The 17,453-nt window shown below is 45.7% G+C and carries 16 protein-coding genes; 14 read left to right on the forward strand and 2 right to left on the reverse strand.

The window, feature by feature from the left end; all coding sequences use genetic code 11:
• The first annotated feature begins 528 nt into the window (after window positions 1-528).
• The 9 genes from AB4484_RS09635 (at window position 529) to luxS (ending at window position 11,076) form a co-directional block, all read left to right on the forward strand.
• Window positions 529-786 carry an oxaloacetate decarboxylase subunit gamma gene (locus AB4484_RS09635; RefSeq protein ID WP_004741884.1) on the forward strand — a complete coding sequence of 86 codons (258 nt, stop codon included), beginning with the start codon at window positions 529-531 and terminating at the stop codon, window positions 784-786.
• Between the two features lie 31 nt (window positions 787-817).
• The gene (gene oadA, locus AB4484_RS09640) at window positions 818-2,602 is read left to right on the forward strand and encodes a sodium-extruding oxaloacetate decarboxylase subunit alpha (RefSeq protein ID WP_048612342.1); all 1,785 of its coding nucleotides are present in this window, start codon (window positions 818-820) and stop codon (window positions 2,600-2,602) included.
• Between the two features lie 9 nt (window positions 2,603-2,611).
• A complete protein-coding gene (locus tag AB4484_RS09645; RefSeq protein WP_372077808.1) occupies window positions 2,612-3,742 on the forward strand; it encodes a sodium ion-translocating decarboxylase subunit beta in 1,131 nt (376 codons plus the stop codon).
• A gap of 172 nt (window positions 3,743-3,914) precedes the next feature.
• Complete coding sequence (locus AB4484_RS09650; protein WP_048612341.1) at window positions 3,915-4,868, forward strand: NADP-dependent oxidoreductase; 954 nt, start codon at window positions 3,915-3,917, stop codon at window positions 4,866-4,868.
• A gap of 6 nt (window positions 4,869-4,874) precedes the next feature.
• On the forward strand, window positions 4,875-5,336 hold the full coding sequence (locus AB4484_RS09655) for a YqaA family protein (protein ID WP_017059555.1): 462 nt from the start codon (window positions 4,875-4,877) through the stop codon (window positions 5,334-5,336).
• Window positions 5,337-5,345: 9 nt separating this feature from the next.
• Window positions 5,346-8,204 (forward strand): M16 family metallopeptidase, encoded by a 2,859-nt coding sequence (locus tag AB4484_RS09660; protein WP_372077810.1) that lies wholly within the window; start codon window positions 5,346-5,348, stop codon window positions 8,202-8,204.
• A 99-nt stretch (window positions 8,205-8,303) separates the two neighbouring features.
• Window positions 8,304-9,872 carry a glutamate--cysteine ligase gene (gshA, locus tag AB4484_RS09665; RefSeq protein ID WP_048612339.1) on the forward strand — a complete coding sequence of 523 codons (1,569 nt, stop codon included), beginning with the start codon at window positions 8,304-8,306 and terminating at the stop codon, window positions 9,870-9,872.
• Window positions 9,873-9,882: 10 nt separating this feature from the next.
• Window positions 9,883-10,533: a hypothetical protein gene (locus tag AB4484_RS09670; protein ID WP_017629422.1), complete on the forward strand. Its 651-nt coding sequence runs from the start codon at window positions 9,883-9,885 to the stop codon at window positions 10,531-10,533.
• A 24-nt stretch (window positions 10,534-10,557) separates the two neighbouring features.
• Window positions 10,558-11,076 (forward strand): S-ribosylhomocysteine lyase, encoded by a 519-nt coding sequence (gene luxS, locus AB4484_RS09675; protein WP_017056597.1) that lies wholly within the window; start codon window positions 10,558-10,560, stop codon window positions 11,074-11,076.
• Window positions 11,077-11,171: 95 nt separating this feature from the next.
• Here luxS and AB4484_RS09680 read toward each other — a convergent pair whose 3' ends face one another.
• Both AB4484_RS09680 and AB4484_RS09685 read right to left on the reverse strand, forming a co-directional pair.
• Entirely contained in the window at window positions 11,172-12,443 is a 1,272-nt protein-coding gene (locus tag AB4484_RS09680) for an HlyC/CorC family transporter (protein ID WP_019825852.1), read from the reverse strand.
• A 127-nt stretch (window positions 12,444-12,570) separates the two neighbouring features.
• Window positions 12,571-13,365, reverse strand: coding sequence for an inner membrane protein YpjD (locus AB4484_RS09685; RefSeq protein ID WP_019825854.1), 795 nt, complete (start codon window positions 13,363-13,365; stop codon window positions 12,571-12,573).
• Window positions 13,366-13,565: 200 nt separating this feature from the next.
• On the opposite strand from AB4484_RS09685, the gene ffh reads away from it, so the two are divergent.
• The 5 genes from ffh (at window position 13,566) to rplS (ending at window position 17,180) form a co-directional block, all read left to right on the forward strand.
• Window positions 13,566-14,960: a signal recognition particle protein gene (gene ffh, locus AB4484_RS09690; RefSeq protein WP_010435884.1), complete on the forward strand. Its 1,395-nt coding sequence runs from the start codon at window positions 13,566-13,568 to the stop codon at window positions 14,958-14,960.
• 212 nt (window positions 14,961-15,172) lie between these two features.
• Complete coding sequence (gene rpsP / locus AB4484_RS09695; RefSeq protein ID WP_004410028.1) at window positions 15,173-15,421, forward strand: 30S ribosomal protein S16; 249 nt, start codon at window positions 15,173-15,175, stop codon at window positions 15,419-15,421.
• Window positions 15,422-15,445: 24 nt separating this feature from the next.
• Window positions 15,446-16,000, forward strand: a complete 555-nt coding sequence (gene rimM, locus AB4484_RS09700; protein WP_048615624.1) for a ribosome maturation factor RimM — start codon at window positions 15,446-15,448, stop codon at window positions 15,998-16,000.
• 26 nt (window positions 16,001-16,026) lie between these two features.
• The gene (gene trmD / locus AB4484_RS09705; protein ID WP_017061056.1) at window positions 16,027-16,767 is read left to right on the forward strand and encodes a tRNA (guanosine(37)-N1)-methyltransferase TrmD; all 741 of its coding nucleotides are present in this window, start codon (window positions 16,027-16,029) and stop codon (window positions 16,765-16,767) included.
• 59 nt (window positions 16,768-16,826) lie between these two features.
• Entirely contained in the window at window positions 16,827-17,180 is a 354-nt protein-coding gene (gene rplS / locus AB4484_RS09710; RefSeq protein ID WP_004735514.1) for a 50S ribosomal protein L19, read from the forward strand.
• The last annotated feature ends 273 nt before the right edge of the window (window positions 17,181-17,453 follow it).

Below are 17,453 nucleotides of genomic sequence, written 5' to 3' on the forward strand. Positions count from 1 at the left end.
GAGGATTCGAACCTCCGACCGCCTGGTTCGTAGCCAGGTACTCTATCCAGCTGAGCTAAGAGCGCACAGTTTACATTGTCCTTAGCTCAGCTGGATAGAGTACCTGGCTACGAACCAGGCGGTCGGAGGTTCGAATCCTCCAGAGCGCGCCACTATTATTAGAAAAAGCCTCGTTTATACGAGGCTTTTTTTATGTCTGCTGTAAATTTGTTGCGACAATGTTAAATTTTTTCGCTTTTTAACTTGTTGTATTTAAAGTAGTTCTTGATTACTTCTTTGTTATTCCACCTTTCTCATATCAATTCCCAGAAAAGCCCTGTTTAAGTCACAGTTTAAATATCTAAAAATGACGTATTTGACAGATTTATGTGATCTGATAGGCGAATAATTAACCTTATGTGTGCGTTATCCGTAACAGAACCTTAAACAAAATTGACAAACTTTTACCAATCGAGATAATCCATGGGTCGGGATCACTATTCGCTGAAATCCTGTACGTATGTCAGGATGACGAAGAAAGGAAGCAACATGACTAATATTGGAAGCCTGCTAGGAGATGCGGCGACTCTAATGATAACGGGGATGTCCGTTGTCTTTATTTTCCTAACTATTCTAGTTTACCTCGTTCGGTTGATGTCAAAACTGGTACCAGAAGAAGTACCAGAGCCGATCGCAGCACCTAAAAAAATTCAAAAATCACAATCAAACCCTTCAGCTGTTAGTCCACAGGTAGTGGCAGCAATTTCGGCCGCGGTTCATCAATACCGTGCGTCTACTGCTAAGTAGCATTTAAAGGATTAAAAAGGAGTTTATGAGCATGTCTAAACCACTAGCTATCACAGATGTGGTACTTCGTGACGCGCACCAGTCACTATTTGCTACTCGTATGCGTATCGAAGATATGCTGCCAATTGCGGCAGAACTGGATAAAGTCGGTTACTGGTCACTTGAGACTTGGGGCGGCGCGACGTTTGATTCGTGTATCCGTTTTCTTGGCGAGGATCCATGGGAGCGTTTGCGTGAGCTGAAAAAAGCGATGCCAAATACACCAATGCAGATGCTACTGCGTGGTCAAAACCTATTGGGCTACCGTCACTACGCGGATGATGTAGTAGAAAAATTTGTTGAACGTGCCCATAAAAACGGCATGGACGTATTCCGTATCTTTGATGCGATGAATGACGTACGTAACTTTGAAAAAGCAGTGAAAGCAACGATCGACGTTGGTGGCCACGCTCAAGGTACGTTGTCTTACACAACCAGTCCGGTTCATAACTCAGATACTTGGGTTGATTTGGCTAAGCGCCTAGAGGACCTAGGTTGTCACTCACTATGTATTAAAGATATGTCAGGTTTATTAAAGCCGTATGAAGCAGAAGAGCTGATTACACGTATCAAAGCATCGTGTGACGTCCCTCTAGCACTGCATAGCCACGCGACAACCGGTCTATCGACTGCAACAGCGGTTAAAGCCGTTGAAGCGGGTATCGACATTCTAGATACCGCTATCTCTTCAATGAGCTGTACTTACGGTCATACGCCAACCGAAACGGTTGTTGCGATGTTAGAAGGTACAGAGCGCGACACGAATCTTAAACTAGACCAAATCGAACCAATTGCGGCTTATTTCCGTGATGTACGTAAAAAGTACGCGAAATGGGAAGGTCAGCTAAAAGGCGTCGATTCTCGCATCCTGATCGCTCAAGTTCCTGGCGGCATGTTAACTAACATGGAAGGCCAGCTTAAAGAGCAAGGCGCAGCCGATCGTATGGATGAAGTGCTAGAAGAGATCCCACGCGTACGTAAAGAGCTTGGTTACATTCCTTTAGTAACACCAACGTCTCAGATTGTCGGTACTCAAGCGGTTATTAACGTCTTAACGGGTGAACGCTATAAGAGCATCACCAAAGAGACTGCTGGCCTACTGAAAGGTGAATACGGTCAAGCTCCTGCTGAAGTGGATGCTGAACTGCAAGCGAAAGTTCTAGACGGTGCAGAACCGATTACTTGTCGTCCTGCTGATTTACTTAAGTCTGAAATGGATACGTTAACGACGGATCTGTTAGAGAAAGCGAAATCAGAGGGTATCTCTTTAGCTGAAGATACGGTTGATGATGTACTGACTTACGCGCTCTTCCCACAAGTAGGTCTTAAGTTCCTTAAGAACCGTCGTAATCCTGAAGCATTTGAACCTGCACCAACGTTAGAAGTTGCGGCTCCAGTTGCTGCAGCTCCTGTACAAGCTTCTGGTGGTATTGAAAGCTACAGCGTGAAGGTTGACGGCCAGGTTTATGATGTTGAAGTTGGCCCACAAGGTGAACTGACATCGGTAGCGCCATCTGCAAAACCTGCTCAAGCGGCTCAGGCTGCACCGGTGGCAGCTTCTGATGCTGAAGCAGTTCCAGCTCCATTGGCGGGTAACATCTTTAAAGTAAACGTTCAGGCGGGTGCTGAGGTTGCTGAAGGCGACGTTCTGCTAATCCTAGAAGCGATGAAGATGGAAACGGAAGTTCGTGCTGCTCGTGGTGGCATCGTTCAAGAATTGAATGTTAAAGAAGGCGATGCAGTTACTGTAGGCGCTCCACTACTAAGCTTAGCGTAAGGGAGTACCATGGAAGGATTGATGACCTTATGGTCTGAAACAGGGATTGCGAACTTTGAGTTCGGCCAGATCTGTATGATGCTGGTTGGTTGCTTACTGTTGTTTTTGGCAATTCGTAAAGGATTTGAACCGTTACTTCTATTGCCTATTGGTTTTGGTGCTGTATTAGCAAACATTCCAAATGCTGGGTTTACTGATCCTGGCGGTTTGCTTTACTACGTTTACTACATTGGTATTGAAACGGGTATTTTCCCACTGCTGATCTTTATGGGTGTTGGTGCGATGACGGACTTCGGTGCGTTGATTGCGAACCCTAAAACATTGTGGCTAGGGGCTGCGGCTCAGTTTGGTATCTTTGCAACGCTATTTGGCGCGATCTTGCTGAACTACGTTCCAGGAATGGAGTTCTCGATGGCCGATGCTTCGTCAATTGCGATCATTGGCGGTGCCGATGGCCCAACTGCGATCTTCTTGGCGAGTAAGCTATCTCCGGATCTTCTAGGTGCTATTGCAGTAGCGGCATATAGCTACATGGCTTTGGTTCCGATCATTCAGCCACCAATCATGAAAGCGTTAACGTCTCCTGAAGAGCGCAAAATTAAGATGGCTCAACTTCGTCACGTTAGCAAAGCAGAGAAGATTCTTTTCCCGCTTGCTGTACTACTGATGACGATTTTGTTCCTACCTTCAGCAACACCTCTAGTTGGTATGTTCTGTTTGGGTAACTTAATGCGTGAAGCGGGTGTGGTTGATCGCCTTTCAAAAACCGCTCAAAACGAACTGATTAACGTTGTAACTATTTTCCTTGGTCTAGGGGTTGGTTCTAAGCTTCAAGCGGATACGTTCTTGAACTTAGAAACACTGGGTATTCTAGGCTTAGGTGCGGTCGCGTTCAGTATCGGTACGGCAGGTGGTGTATTGATGGCGAAGGTGTTGAATCGCTTCTCGAAAGAGAACATCAACCCACTGATTGGCGCAGCTGGCGTATCGGCGGTTCCAATGGCGGCACGTGTTGTGAACAAGGTTGGTCTTGAGGCAAACCCTCAGAACTTCTTGTTGATGCATGCAATGGGCCCGAACGTAGCCGGTGTACTTGGTAGTGCGGTTGCGGCGGGTATTCTATTAGCTCTCGTGGGCTAGTGGATTTGCTGGGTCATGTATCGTTACGTTAATTGGTCGTCAATTTACGAATGAGCGGTTAACTTAGCCTTATTAAATGGTTTATAGTCAAAGGGATGCTTTCGCATCCCTTTCTTTTTATTAATTAGGGTGCTTGCTCACTAGGGCTTTTATCAATCAAGGAAATGTGGAAATGGAAAATAAACAGATTGCGATTACTCAATTCGGCGGCGTCGAAAACCTAAGTATTCAAACCAGTGCGATCCCTGAGCCTAAGGCTGGAGAAGTGGTGGTTAAAGTTTCCTTTTCAGGCATTAATCCGATTGATGTCAAAACCCGAGCGGGTCTTGGTTGGGCAGCAGCACAAAACAAAGATAACCTGCCTTGGGTACCTGGCTACGATATTTCAGGGCAAATTGTTACTCTAGGCGAACAGGCTGAACGCTTTACTGTTGGTGATAACGTGGCTGGCTTTATTGGTTTTCCACTGCAAGGTGGCGGTTACAGCCAATATGTGTGTGTTCCAGAAGCGGCACTAAGTATGGTTCCTGATTCTGTCACTCTAGAAGCGGCAGCGGCATTACCACTCGCGAGCCAAACAGCGGCACAAGCGCTCAACAAAGCCGAAGTGAAAGAAGGCGATCGCGTACTTATCTTAGCGGGTGCTGGCGGTGTTGGTCATCTTGCGGTTCAAATTGCAGTGGCAGCAAAAGCTGAGGTTTACACAACCTGCAGCGAAGCCAATCTTGATTACCTTGCGACGCTAGGTGCTCACGCGATTAACTATAAGTTTGCGCCAGCATCAGAAAGAGTATCTGATGTCGATGTGTTGATTGATTTGGTCGGTGGCGATACCGCGCTTGATGCATTGAAGTGCCTAAAAGATGGCGCGCGAGTCGTGACTGTGCCGACTCTATCTGCAGAACTTATCTGTGAGAAAGCAACACTATTAGGTTTTACTGCATCAGGCATGCTGGTTGAACCAAACCCTGAGCAAATGGACACTATGCTTTACATGGTCAGTGTCGGATTGCTCAAAACAGAAATTCAAGGTATCTACCAGTTAGACGAGGCGCAGTCGGCTCATCTGCAGGTTGAAACCGGACACACCAGAGGCAAGGTGCTACTTAAAATGCAAGAAAGTTGATAGGCAGTGTTAGAATTTTTTAACTCCCTTTTTGAAAATATCGCGCTGTGGTTCTCGGACTCAGCGCTGTGGGTACTCTTCATTAGTGGCTTCTTGAGTGCCACGTTACTACCCGGTGGTTCAGAAGCTAGCCTTGTAGCTGCATTGAGCTTAGATCAGTTTTCAACCTCATCGATCATTCTAGTGGCGACATTAGGCAATACCTTAGGCGGCCTGACTAACTATTGGATTGGTTTGTGGTTGCCTAATCGAACTCAATCTGAAAAGCATGGTCATAAGGCTATGGCTTGGCTGAGCCGTTATGGCTACTGGACACTGTTATTTAGTTGGTTACCGATCATTGGTGACCCTTTGTGTCTAGCGGCGGGTTGGCTAAGAATGAAATTCATCCCTAGCGTTATTTTGATAGCGATTGGCAAAGCCGCTCGCTATAGCTTACTTGCTGCTATCTACTTCGGTTTTTTCTAAGGAGAACCTATGAAAAAGGTTTTACTTGGTACATTTTCTCTTATCGCCATTGCTGGCTGTTCTTACAATGTACCTAGCTCAACGCCCTTCTTTTCCTCGTTACCTGAAGGTGTCACTCTGTTAGAAGAGGTTAAGTCTTCTAAAGATAAAGTGGTGATTCCTTACACCAAGTATCAGCTTGAAAACGGCCTGACAGTTATTCTTTCCCCTGATGATTCCGATCCGTTGGTGCATGTTGATGTCACTTATCACGTCGGCTCAGCACGTGAAGAGATTGGTAAGTCGGGCTTTGCTCACTTCTTTGAGCACATGATGTTCCAGGGTTCTGAGAACGTTGGTGACCAACAGCACTTTAAGATCATTACCGAAGCGGGTGGTTCGTTAAACGGCACGACCAACCGTGACCGTACCAACTACTTTGAAACTGTTCCTTCAAACCAACTTGAAAAAATGTTGTGGTTAGAGTCAGACCGAATGGGCTTCTTGTTGGATGCAGTTTCTCAGAAGAAATTTGAGGTGCAAAGAGGCACGGTCAAGAACGAGCGAGCGCAGAGCTACGAAAATCGCCCTTACGGCTTAATGTGGGAACGCATGGGCGAAGCGCTTTACCCAGAAGGTCACCCTTACTCTTGGCAACCAATCGGCTATGTTGAAGATCTTGACCGTGTTGACGTGAATGATCTTAAAGCGTTCTTCCTGCGTTGGTACGGTCCAAACAATGCCGTGTTAACGATTGGTGGTGATATCGACGTTGATGACACGCTAGAGTGGGTTAACAAGTACTTTGGCCCAATCCCTCAAGGTCCTGAAGTGAAGGCGGCAGAGAAGCAACCTGCTGTTCTGACTGAAGATAAGTACATCACCTTAGAAGACAATATTCGTCAGCCGATGGTGCTTGTGGGTTGGCCAACAACGTATCGTGGCGAAGAGACGCAAGCTTCCCTGAATGCATTGTCCAACGTGTTAGGTTCAGGTACCAACAGTTACCTATATCAAAACCTCGTAAAAACGCAGAAGGCCGTCAGCGCTGGCTCTTTCCATGATTGTGCTGAGCTTGCTTGTACCATGTACGTGTATGCAATGGGCAACTCAGGTGAAAAAGGCGATTTGACGGTTCTCAATAAAGAGCTGATGGATACCCTAGAGCAATTCTCGAAAGAGGGTGTTGAACAAGAGCGTTTAGACCAGATCACAGGCATGGCAGAAGCGAATGCCGTTTTTGCATTGCAAAGCGTTAAAGGTAAGGTGTCGCAACTCGCGTCTAACCAAACCTTCTATGGTCAGCCTGATCGCATTGAATCACAACTCGATCAAATCCGAGCGGTGACGCCTGAGAGCGTGAGCAAGGCATACCAAGATTTCATCGAAGGTAAGCACAAGGTTACCTTGAGTGTGGTTCCTAAGAAAAAACTCGATTTAGCGGTTCGTGAAGCGACTTTTACCACGCCACCACGTACATTGCCTGAATACAGCAAGGTGACGGAAGACCAACTGGATTTCAGAAAGGCACCGAATACCTTTGATCGCAGTGTAATGCCGGAAGTGAACTTTGGTGTTGAGGCAACCATGCCTGAGTTGTACCGCATGCACTTTGCAAATGGCACGGACTTGATTGGTACTGTGACCAGCGAAACACCGACAGTACAGCTACAGATTCAACTTCCAGCTGGCGAGCGTTATGTTCGCAAAGGGCGAGAAGGCCTAGCGAACCTAACGGCTTCGATGATGGAAGAAGGCTCAACCAAACGAACCGTTGAAGAGTTACAAGCGACCTTAGATAAACTTGGTAGCAGTGTGAGCATTAGTGCGGGCAGCTACACCACAGATATTTCAATCTCGGCGCTAGAGAAAAACTTGCCTCAAACCTTAGCGATTGTGCAAGAGGTTCTATTCGAGCCTAAGTTCGATGAGCAAGATTTTGAGCGCGTTAAGAAGCAGATGCTAGAAGGCGTTGTCTATCAGCACCAGCAGCCAAGCTGGATGGCTTCTCAAGCAACCCGTGAAGTGCTGTTTGGTGACAGTATTTTTGCTCGCGCAAGTGATGGCACTAAGGAATCTTTATCGAAATTGACCTTAGACGATGTGAAAAAATTCTATGCGCAACATTACACACCAGAAGGTGCCAATATTGTTGTTGTGGGAGATATCTCGAAGAAAGAGGTAGGGAAACAGCTACAATTCTTTGAAGAGTGGCAAGGCGATGCGGCACCATTAACGCGTCCGCAGATCGTCAAAGAGCTTTCTGGTCAGCACCTGTATTTAGTTGATAAACCGGGTGCGCCGCAAAGCATTGTTCGCTTGGTGCGTAAAGGCCTGCCGTTTGATGCGACGGGTGAATTGTATTTGAGCCAGTTAGCTAACTTTAACTTAGCGGGCAACTTCAATAGCCGTATCAACCAGAACCTACGTGAAGACAAAGCTTACACTTACGGTGCAAGCGGCTACTTCGCAAGTACTCGAGAAACTGGTGCTGTGGTATTTAGCGCGCAGGTAAGAGCGAATGCGACGGTTCCATCGATTCAAGAGTTTATTAATGAGCTGAACGAGTTTAGTCAGAGTGGATTAACTGACGAAGAGGTGAAATTTATGCGCCTTGCCGTCGGTCAACAAGATGCACTTAAATACGAAACGCCGAGTCAAAAGGCGGGGTTGTTGAGTAATATTGTTGCATTGAGCCTTGATGAAGATTACCTACAACAGCGTAATCAGATAGTTGAAACGGTTTCAAAAGAGACCTTAAACGAGCTATCTAAGAAATGGTTTGACCCGAATGATTATCAAATAATCGTTGTTGGTGACGCGACTTCGCTTCGCCCGCAATTAGAAAAGTTAGATATTCCAATAGAAGAGCTTGAAATCATTCGTTAGAGTACACATTAAAGGGGGAGGGAAGAGACTCTACTTTTCTCCTCCAACCTAATTTATGATAGTTCTAATCAGAACAATATAAGATAAGTGAACTGAATTTTGACTGATTTTGCTGCGCGACTAAAGCAAGTTGCAACCAACCCTAAGACCTTCTCTCAATTTGGTCGTGGTGTTGAAAGGGAAACATTACGCTACACGGAAGATGGGCACCTTGCTACTGGGCCGCACCCTGAGGCTTTGGGATCTGCGTTGATGAACGAATGGGTAACGACCGATTTCTCTGAGTCGCTACTGGAATTTATCACGCCTGTTTCTAACGACGTTCCGACGCTTTTGAATCAGTTGTCTGATATCCATCACTTCACGCAAACCAAGTTAGACGGCGAAAAACTATGGCCGCTTTCTATGCCTTGTTACGTTGGCAGTGAAGATTACATTCAGCTAGCGCAATACGGCACCTCTAACAACGGTAAGATGAAGACCCTATATCGTGAAGGCCTAAAACGTCGTTACGGTAGCCTGATGCAGATTATCTCTGGTGTTCACTTCAACTTCTCTTTCCCAGAAAGCTTTTGGGATAGCCTGTTTGGAGAGCAAACTGAAGAAGCGCGTTGTGAATCTAAGTCAGATGCTTACTTCGGTTTGATTCGTAACTACTACCGCTTTGGTTGGTTAATCCCATACTTCTTCGGTGCTTCACCTGCGCTATGTTCTTCTTTCATCAAAGGAAGAGAGACAAGCCTGCCTTTTGAAAAGATTGGCGAGACACTGTACTTACCAAAAGCAACGGCACTGCGCCTGAGCGATCTTGGCTACACCAACAGTGCGCAAAGTGTGTTGAAGATTGGTTTCAACGGCCTAGACCAATACCTTGAAGGTTTGAATCAAGCGATTCGCACTCCATCAGAAGAATTCGCCGAGATTGGCACTAAGGTTGATGGTGAATACCGTCAATTGAATAGCAACGTACTGCAAATTGAGAATGAGCTTTACGCTCCAATCCGTCCTAAGCGTGTGGCGAAGAGTGGTGAAAAACCATCTGAAGCATTGGCACGCGGTGGTGTTGAGTACATTGAGGTTCGCTCTTTAGATGTAAACCCATTCAGCTCAATTGGTATCAATGAGCAGCAAGTTCGCTTCCTAGACTTATTCCTAACGTGGAGTGTGCTAACGGACTCTGCAGAGATGGATAACTGCGAGCTTGAATGCTGGCGTGATAACTGGAACAAGGTGATCCTAGAAGGTCGTCAGGTTGGTCTAGAGCTGCAAATCGGTTGTCATGGCGAGCGATTGTCTCTGCAAGATTGGGCGAAGCGTGTCTTCAAAGATCTGCGCTCTATTGCCGAGATGATGGACGCTGAACAAGGTGGTCGTGCATACCAAGAAACGTGCGATACGCTTGAAGCTTGGATTGATAACCCAGAGCTGACCATTTCTGGCCAGTTGCTAGAAGAGACTAAGAAGTTAGGTGGCTTAGGTAAAGTGGGTTGCGCGTTAGGTAAAACGTATGCTCAGCAACACAAAGCGCACCAATACAAAGTATATTCAGCTGAGCTGATGGAAGCAGAAGTTCAACGCTCTGTGATTGCTCAGCAACAAAGTGAAGAAGCAAGCACTCAAGATTTTGATAGCTTCTTAGCGGATTATTTTTCGTATTTAAAAGCATAGCGAGACTTTGGTGGAAAGGAAGCAAGCCTTATTAGGTCAGCCTACTCGAGTGAGTAGTAAATGGTTACCTGTAGTGACTGTTGGTGTTGTCTCTAGCCTGTTGGTTGGATGTGCAACGCCACCGCCAAAGCAGCAAGATAATTTGTGTAGCATCTTTCGAGAGCACCCTTCATGGTATGAAGATGCCTTGGATATGCAAGAAGAATGGGGCACGCCGATTAACGTCGCGATGGCTTTTGTGAAACAAGAGAGTAGCTATCGTCATGATGCGCGCCCACCTAAAGATTACATTCTTGGCTTTATACCGTGGGGGCGTGTAAGCAGTGCCTACGGTTATGCACAAGCTCAAGATCCTGCTTGGGAAGATTTCCAAAAGGCGACCAATAACGGTGGCTCAAGAACCAACTTTGATGATGCATTGATGTTCATCGGTTGGTATACCAGCGAGACGCGTCGTCAATTGGGCATCTCACTATGGGACCCATATAACCAATATCTGGCTTATCATGAAGGCCGTGGTGGTTATAAGCGCAAGTCATACAACAGCAAGCCATCGTTGATTAAGGTGGCGCGCAAAGTCGAACAGCAAGCAAAAGATTATGGATGGCAGCTGAAACAGTGCCGCAAAGAACTAGAAGACAATCGAAGCTGGTTTTTCTAAAACCAGCCGTCATGGAGAAGAGCAATGCCTTTATTAGATAGTTTCACTGTTGATCACACACGCATGAACGCACCTGCAGTTCGTGTTGCTAAAACAATGCAAACCCCAAAAGGGGATACCATCACTGTGTTTGACCTGCGTTTTACTGCGCCAAACAAAGACATCCTATCTGAGAAAGGTATCCATACTCTAGAGCATCTATACGCTGGTTTCATGCGTAATCAATTGAACGGTTCAGATGTAGAGATCATCGATATTTCACCAATGGGTTGCCGTACGGGTTTCTACATGAGCCTGATTGGTACGCCTACAGAGCAACAAGTGGCTGACGGTTGGTTGGCAGCGATGCAAGACGTACTGAAAGTTGAGAACCAGAATAAGATCCCTGAGTTGAACGAATACCAATGTGGTACCGCAGCAATGCACTCTTTGGATGAAGCGAAAGAGATCGCGAATGCGATCATTGCTGCAGGTATTTCTGTAAACAAGAATGATGAACTGGCACTGCCAGAATCTATGCTGCAAGAGCTTAAAATCGACTAGTCGTTGTTCGTTCACCTTGATGCGGTGAGTTAGATATTAAAAGGCCCGGTTCAATGAACCGGGTCTTTTGTATGTAAGCTTCAGTGATAATTTAGTTAGCCGTTCACGATCTGTGGGAACACGCGAACCAGTTTGATGCGGTTCTCTTCAAGCTCAACAATTTCCATTGGGTGGCTGGCAACCTGAACACTTAGGTGACTCTCTGGAATATCTTCAAGATGTTCCAGTATCAAACCATTCAGCGTTCTTGGGCCATCGGTAGGCAGTGCCCACTGTAAGCCTTTGTTGATATCTCGGATATTGGCGCTACCTTCAATCAAGAAGCTGCCATCGCTTTGCGGAGTAATTTCTTCTGATAAGCTTGGGGCGATAGAGGTGGTAAACTCACCTACGATCTCTTCTAGAATATCTTCTAATGTAACCAAGCCGTTGATATCGCCATACTCATCAACAATCAAACCGATACGCTGTTTATTGCGTTGAAACTTGAGTAGCTGAATGTTGAGTGGTGTCGCTTCAGGAATAAAGTAGATCTCATCTGCGGCACGCAGCAGTGTCTCTTTATTGAATTCATTCTTTTCAAGCATCAGGCGGTAAGCTTCACGCAGCCTTAGCATGCCGACCACTTCATCTATTTGGTCACGGTAGAGAACCACACGACCATGAGGCGAGTGGGTCAATTGACGAACGATAGATTTCCAGTCGTCATTGATGTCGATACCAGTTATCTCATTACGCGGCACCATGATGTCGTTCACGGTGACGTGTTCTAAATCCAGAATAGACACCAACATATCTTGGTGACGCTGAGGGATCAGGCTACCTGCTTCATTTACTACAGTTCTAAGCTCTTCTGAGCTCAGGTGGTCGGTCGCATCGTGACTGGCTTTAACGCCTAAGATACGAATGAAGCCGTTGGTAATGAAGTTCACTAAGATCACCAATGGTGACAGCACCTTCATCAGTATCATCAAAAGGATACTACTCGCGTAAGAGACACGTTCAGGAAATAGAGAAGCGATGGTCTTTGGGGTTACCTCGGCGAATACGAGGATCACGAGAGTCAGGGTACCAGTAGCGATAGCCACACCGATATCCCCGTAGATGCGCATACCAAGAATAGTAGCGATCGCAGATGCAAGAATGTTGACGAGATTGTTGCCGATGAGAATGAGGCCAATCAATCTGTCTGGGCGGTTCAGAAGTTTTTCTACACGTTTGGCACCTTTATGACCCGTATTGGCCAAGTGCTTTAAACGGTAGCGGTTCAGGGACATCATGCCCGTTTCGGAACCAGAGAAATAACCAGAAATTACAATGAGACACGCGAGTAGCGCAAATAAGATACCCGTTGATATGTCGTCCAAAACTATTCTTTTCCTATTTGTGTATCTTGATTAATTTATGACCGAACATGGTCGAGATGTCAATTGAATGTATTGCACTCAATATTTTAAAGGCAAGGTATGTGAGACCTTGCCTTTATTTTACGGACTAGTTCAGGATAATTTCCTGGACGAAGCGGCTACCGAAGTAGGCTAATGTGAGCATGCTGGCACCGGCCAGTGCGAACCAAGTGACTTTCTGTCCACGCCAGCCTTTCTGATAGTGACCCCATAGAAGGATGGAGTAGATAACCCAAGCGATAAAAGACAACACAGCCTTGTGTGCTTTTCCTTGAGCAAACATATCTTGCACGAAGATGAGACCCGTCAACAAAGTACCCGTTAATAAGCCATTACCAATCAGAATGATCTTGAAAAGCTGTCTTTCCACCATCATTAAAGGAGGTAGGTTAGGGTTTATCACTAAGGCTTTTTTCTTTTTAAGTTTGTGATCTAGCCACGCAAGTTGCAGGGCGTATAGCGCGCCGATAGTTAACGTTGCGTATGAGAATAGAGCCAAAGAGATGTGTACGAGCAGTTTTGGGTCATTCTCTAGATGTTTGATGAAAGTGCTTGGAAGAAAAGTGGCAGCCATCAAGTTCAGCGCAGCGAAGCTATAGACGACGGGTAAGATGAACCACAGACGGGTTTTGAGCATAGCACCGCTCATTACTACGGATATGATTAAACTGATTAATGAAGCAACGTTCAAGATACTGAGGTTTTGGCCACTGGCATTAAAAATCAAATCGCCAAGCAACCAAGCATGGAAAGCTAGAGCAAGTAATGCGCTGATAAACACCGTTTTTACACGGATTCCTGTTTGGTGCACGAGACCTGGAATGATCGTGGAAATCGCCATTGTATAAAGAAAGGCTGCTGCGATCGCAATAAGACTGTCCATGGTATCCATTTTAATGATTACTAATTGGCGAATTATACCTCGCATCGCTCTTTGGGGCTATGGCGAACCTCATTCAATTCCAAGTGAATAATGTCTCACATCACAAGCACGGATGATTAACGCTCTACAACGGGTATGACTCTAATCCGCGCTAATGTATACTCACAGTAATAGTCGCAGTTTTGAGCGAAGAGAAAACTATGTTTGATAATTTAACGGATCGTCTATCCAAAACGCTGAAGAACATCAGCGGTAAAGGTCGTCTGACCGAAGACAATATTAAAGAGACGCTGCGTGAAGTACGTATGGCGCTACTTGAAGCCGACGTTGCACTGCCCGTTGTCCGCGATTTTGTTAAGCGCGTAAAAGAAGGCGCTGTGGGTGTTGAGGTTTCTAAATCTCTAACGCCTGGTCAAGAATTCATTAAGATCGTTCAAGCTGAACTTGAAGCGGTAATGGGTGAGTCTAACGAGGCTCTTAACCTAGCAGCGCAGCCGCCAGCCGTTATCTTAATGGCGGGTCTACAAGGTGCGGGTAAAACCACATCGGTAGGTAAGCTATCTAAGCTTCTAACTGAGCGTGACAAGAAGAAAGTCTTGGTTGTGTCTGCCGACGTTTACCGTCCAGCGGCGATCAAACAGCTTGAAACGTTAGCAAGCGATGTTGGCGTAGACTTCTTCCCATCTTCAGCTGATCAAAAACCTCTTGATATTGCAAACGCTGCAATCGACCACGCGAAGAAGAAATTCTACGACGTGCTACTTGTCGATACTGCGGGTCGTTTGGCTATCGATGAAGAAATGATGGGCGAGATCAAAGAGCTTCATACTGCAATTAAACCAGTAGAGACACTGTTCGTTGTTGATGCAATGACAGGTCAAGATGCTGCGAACACTGCAAAAGCCTTTGGTGATGCGCTACCACTAACCGGTGTTATCTTGACGAAAGTTGATGGTGATGCGCGTGGTGGTGCTGCTCTGTCTGTTCGTCATATCACAGGCAAACCGATTAAATTCTTGGGTGTTGGTGAAAAGACTGACGCACTAGAACCGTTCCACCCAGATCGTGTTGCTTCTCGTATCTTAGGTATGGGCGACGTACTGTCTCTTATTGAAGACCTACAGAAAAACGTTGATACCGAGAAAGCAGAGAAACTGGCTAAGAAGTTCAAAGAGAAGAAAGGCTTTGACCTTGAAGACTTCCGTGAACAGCTAGGTCAGATGCAAAACATGGGCGGCATGATGGGCATGATGGATAAGCTTCCAGGCATGTCTCAGCTACCAGATAACGTTAAAGATAAAGTTGATGACAAGATGTTCAAGCAAATGGAAGCGATCATCAACTCTATGACCATGAAAGAGCGTCAACGCCCTGACCTAATCAAAGGCTCACGCAAAAAGCGTATTGCCGCTGGTTCTGGTACACAGGTACAAGATGTAAACCGTATGCTTAAGCAGTTCACCCAAATGCAGAAGATGATGAAGAAGATGCAGAAAGGTGGCATGAAAGGCATGATGCGCAACATGCAAGGCATGATGGGCGGCGGTGGAGGTATGGGCGGAATGGGTGGTGGCTTTAACCCGTTTGGTCGATAATCTCCAAATGTAAGCTTTGGCTACGTTACTTTTCATAGTGTTAGCCGTGTCACAGAAAGTGTACGGCAGCTATGTTGGTGAAAAAATAGCTAAAGCCCTTGCATTGCACCGGAATAAGAGTAAAATTCCGGGGCTTTAATTTGGCACGAGACCCCAAGCTATTTACTTATACTTGGGGTTAATTATTTTATTAAGAAAGCAAAGAGGACGACATGGTAACCATTCGTTTGGCACGTCACGGTGCAAAGAAGCGCCCATTTTATCAAATCGTAGTTGCGGATAGCCGTAACGCTGCAACTGGCCGTTTCATCGAGAAAGTAGGTTTCTTTAACCCTACTGCTCAAGGTCAAGAAGAAGGTCTACGTCTAGACCTAGATCGTGTTAACCACTGGGTTGGTCAAGGCGCATCTCTATCTGATCGTGTAGCTAAGCTAGTTAAAGACGCTCAAAAAGCGGCTTAATTCTTTTTTAAAGAGAAATAGCTTATGTCGATGAAGGGTAAAGAAACTATGAGCGAGCAAAATAATAGAATTGTCATGGGTAAACTTGGGTCTACCTATGGTATTCGTGGCTGGCTTAAAGTGTTCTCCTACACAGACAATGCTGAAAGCATATTTGATTACAGCCCTTGGTATTTAAACCAAAAGGGTAAGTGGGTTGAGTACAAAGTTGAGAGCTGGAAACGTCATGGCCAAGGTTATGTATGTAAGCTAGCGGGATTAGATGTTCGTGAAGACGCGCAACTGATGACTAACTTTGAAATTGCTATTGACCCTGCTTCGTTACCTGAATTGTCAGAAGATGAATTCTACTGGCGCGAATTGTTCGGTATGCAAGTTTTTACTACTAAAGGTTACGACCTTGGTAAGGTCACTGACCTATTAGAAACTGGCTCGAACGATGTTCTAGTAATCAAAGCAAATCTTAAAGATGCTTTTGGCCAAAAGGAACGGTTAGTACCGTACCTTGAAGAGCAAGTGATCAAGAAAGTTGATCGCGAAGCTCGCCGGATCGAAGTTGACTGGGATCCTGGATTCTAACTCCAAATTACAGAGCGAGAGAACACATGTGGGTTGGCATTATTAGCCTTTTTCCTGAAATGTTCCGTTCTGTTACTGATTTTGGAGTAACAGGTCAAGCGGTTAAAAAAGGTCTTTTATCTATTGAGACATGGAATCCTCGTGATTTCACTCATGATAAACATCGCACTGTTGATGACAGACCTTACGGTGGTGGTCCTGGCATGTTAATGATGGTTCAGCCTTTGCGCGACGCTATCACAACGGCCAAGCAAGCAGCACCGGGAAAGACGAAAGTTATCTATCTTTCACCTCAAGGTCGTAAACTCGACCAGAAAGGTGTTGAAGAGCTGGCAACAAACGAGAATTTACTTCTTATTTGTGGTCGCTACGAAGGGGTAGATGAGCGCATCATTCAATCTGAAGTTGACGAAGAATGGTCGATTGGAGATTTTGTGATGACGGGTGGCGAACTGCCAGCCATGACGCTGATTGATTCAGTATCTCGGTTTGTTCCGGGTGTACTTGGAGATTTCGCTTCAGCAGAAGAAGATTCTTTTGCAAATGGTTTGCTAGATTGTCCCCATTATACGCGCCCTGAGGTGCTAGACGATAAAGATGTGCCATCGGTACTCAAGTCTGGAAACCATAAGGACATTCGTCGCTGGCGATTAAAACAATCGTTGGGCCGAACTTGGCTAAGAAGACCAGAACTCCTGGAAAACCTAGCTCTGACTGACGAACAGGAACAATTACTGGCTGAATTCATTAAAGAGCAACGCTCTTAACGAAAAGCAAGCAGTAACCTATTAAATTTAGTATCAGTTTATTCTAGGAATTTATACAAATGAGCAACATCATCAAGGCTCTTGAAGAAGAGCAACTAAAATCAGACCTTCCTAAATTCGCACCAGGTGACACTGTTGTAGTTCAGGTTAAGGTAAAAGAAGGTGACCGTGAGCGTCTACAGGCTTTCGAAGGCGTTGTAATCGCTATTCGTAACCGTGGTCTACACTCTGCATTCACAGTTCGTAAGATCTCGAACGGTGAAGGCGTAGAGCGTGCGTTCCAAACTCACTCTCCAATGGTTGATAGCATCGAAGTTAAACGCCGTGGTGCAGTACGTCGTGCCAAGTTGTACTACCTACGTGAGCGTTCTGGTAAGTCAGCTCGTATTAAAGAGAAGCTTACTAAGAAGTAATTCTTTTTGCATTCTATCGATAAAAGCGGAGCCATTTGGCTCCGCTTTTTTGTGCCTGCTATTTAGAGTTGCGCAGGTAAGAGATCCCCAATTCGCTCGTACCTCACTCTTGGGGATGACGACAGCAGTACAGGCTTAAATGCAACCGTCATTCCCTAGACTGACGAAGGAAGGAGTAGGGGATATCTTTCAGTAAACACCAAACTATCGGCAATAAAAAAGGATTGACGTTAAACGCCAACCCTTCAAAATTTACTCGCTACTCGCTACTCG

It is taken from the genome of Vibrio sp. 10N.261.46.A3 (assembly GCF_041472995.1).
In the GTDB taxonomy this organism is placed as follows: Bacteria; Pseudomonadota; Gammaproteobacteria; order Enterobacterales; family Vibrionaceae; genus Vibrio; species Vibrio coralliirubri.

Coding starts and splice junctions, on each gene's coding strand:
- rplS (WP_004735514.1), top strand. CDS start 16,827: ATGAGCAACATCATCAAGGCTCTTGAAGAAGAGCAACTAAAATCAGAC.
- AB4484_RS09660 (WP_372077810.1), top strand. CDS start 5,346: ATGAAAAAGGTTTTACTTGGTACATTTTCTCTTATCGCCATTGCTGGC.
- AB4484_RS09645 (WP_372077808.1), top strand. CDS start 2,612: ATGGAAGGATTGATGACCTTATGGTCTGAAACAGGGATTGCGAACTTT.
- luxS (WP_017056597.1), top strand. CDS start 10,558: ATGCCTTTATTAGATAGTTTCACTGTTGATCACACACGCATGAACGCA.
- AB4484_RS09635 (WP_004741884.1), top strand. CDS start 529: ATGACTAATATTGGAAGCCTGCTAGGAGATGCGGCGACTCTAATGATA.
- oadA (WP_048612342.1), top strand. CDS start 818: ATGTCTAAACCACTAGCTATCACAGATGTGGTACTTCGTGACGCGCAC.
- AB4484_RS09650 (WP_048612341.1), top strand. CDS start 3,915: ATGGAAAATAAACAGATTGCGATTACTCAATTCGGCGGCGTCGAAAAC.
- ffh (WP_010435884.1), top strand. CDS start 13,566: ATGTTTGATAATTTAACGGATCGTCTATCCAAAACGCTGAAGAACATC.
- rimM (WP_048615624.1), top strand. CDS start 15,446: ATGTCGATGAAGGGTAAAGAAACTATGAGCGAGCAAAATAATAGAATT.
- rpsP (WP_004410028.1), top strand. CDS start 15,173: ATGGTAACCATTCGTTTGGCACGTCACGGTGCAAAGAAGCGCCCATTT.
- trmD (WP_017061056.1), top strand. CDS start 16,027: ATGTGGGTTGGCATTATTAGCCTTTTTCCTGAAATGTTCCGTTCTGTT.
- AB4484_RS09685 (WP_019825854.1), bottom strand. CDS start 13,365: ATGGACAGTCTTATTGCGATCGCAGCAGCCTTTCTTTATACAATGGCG.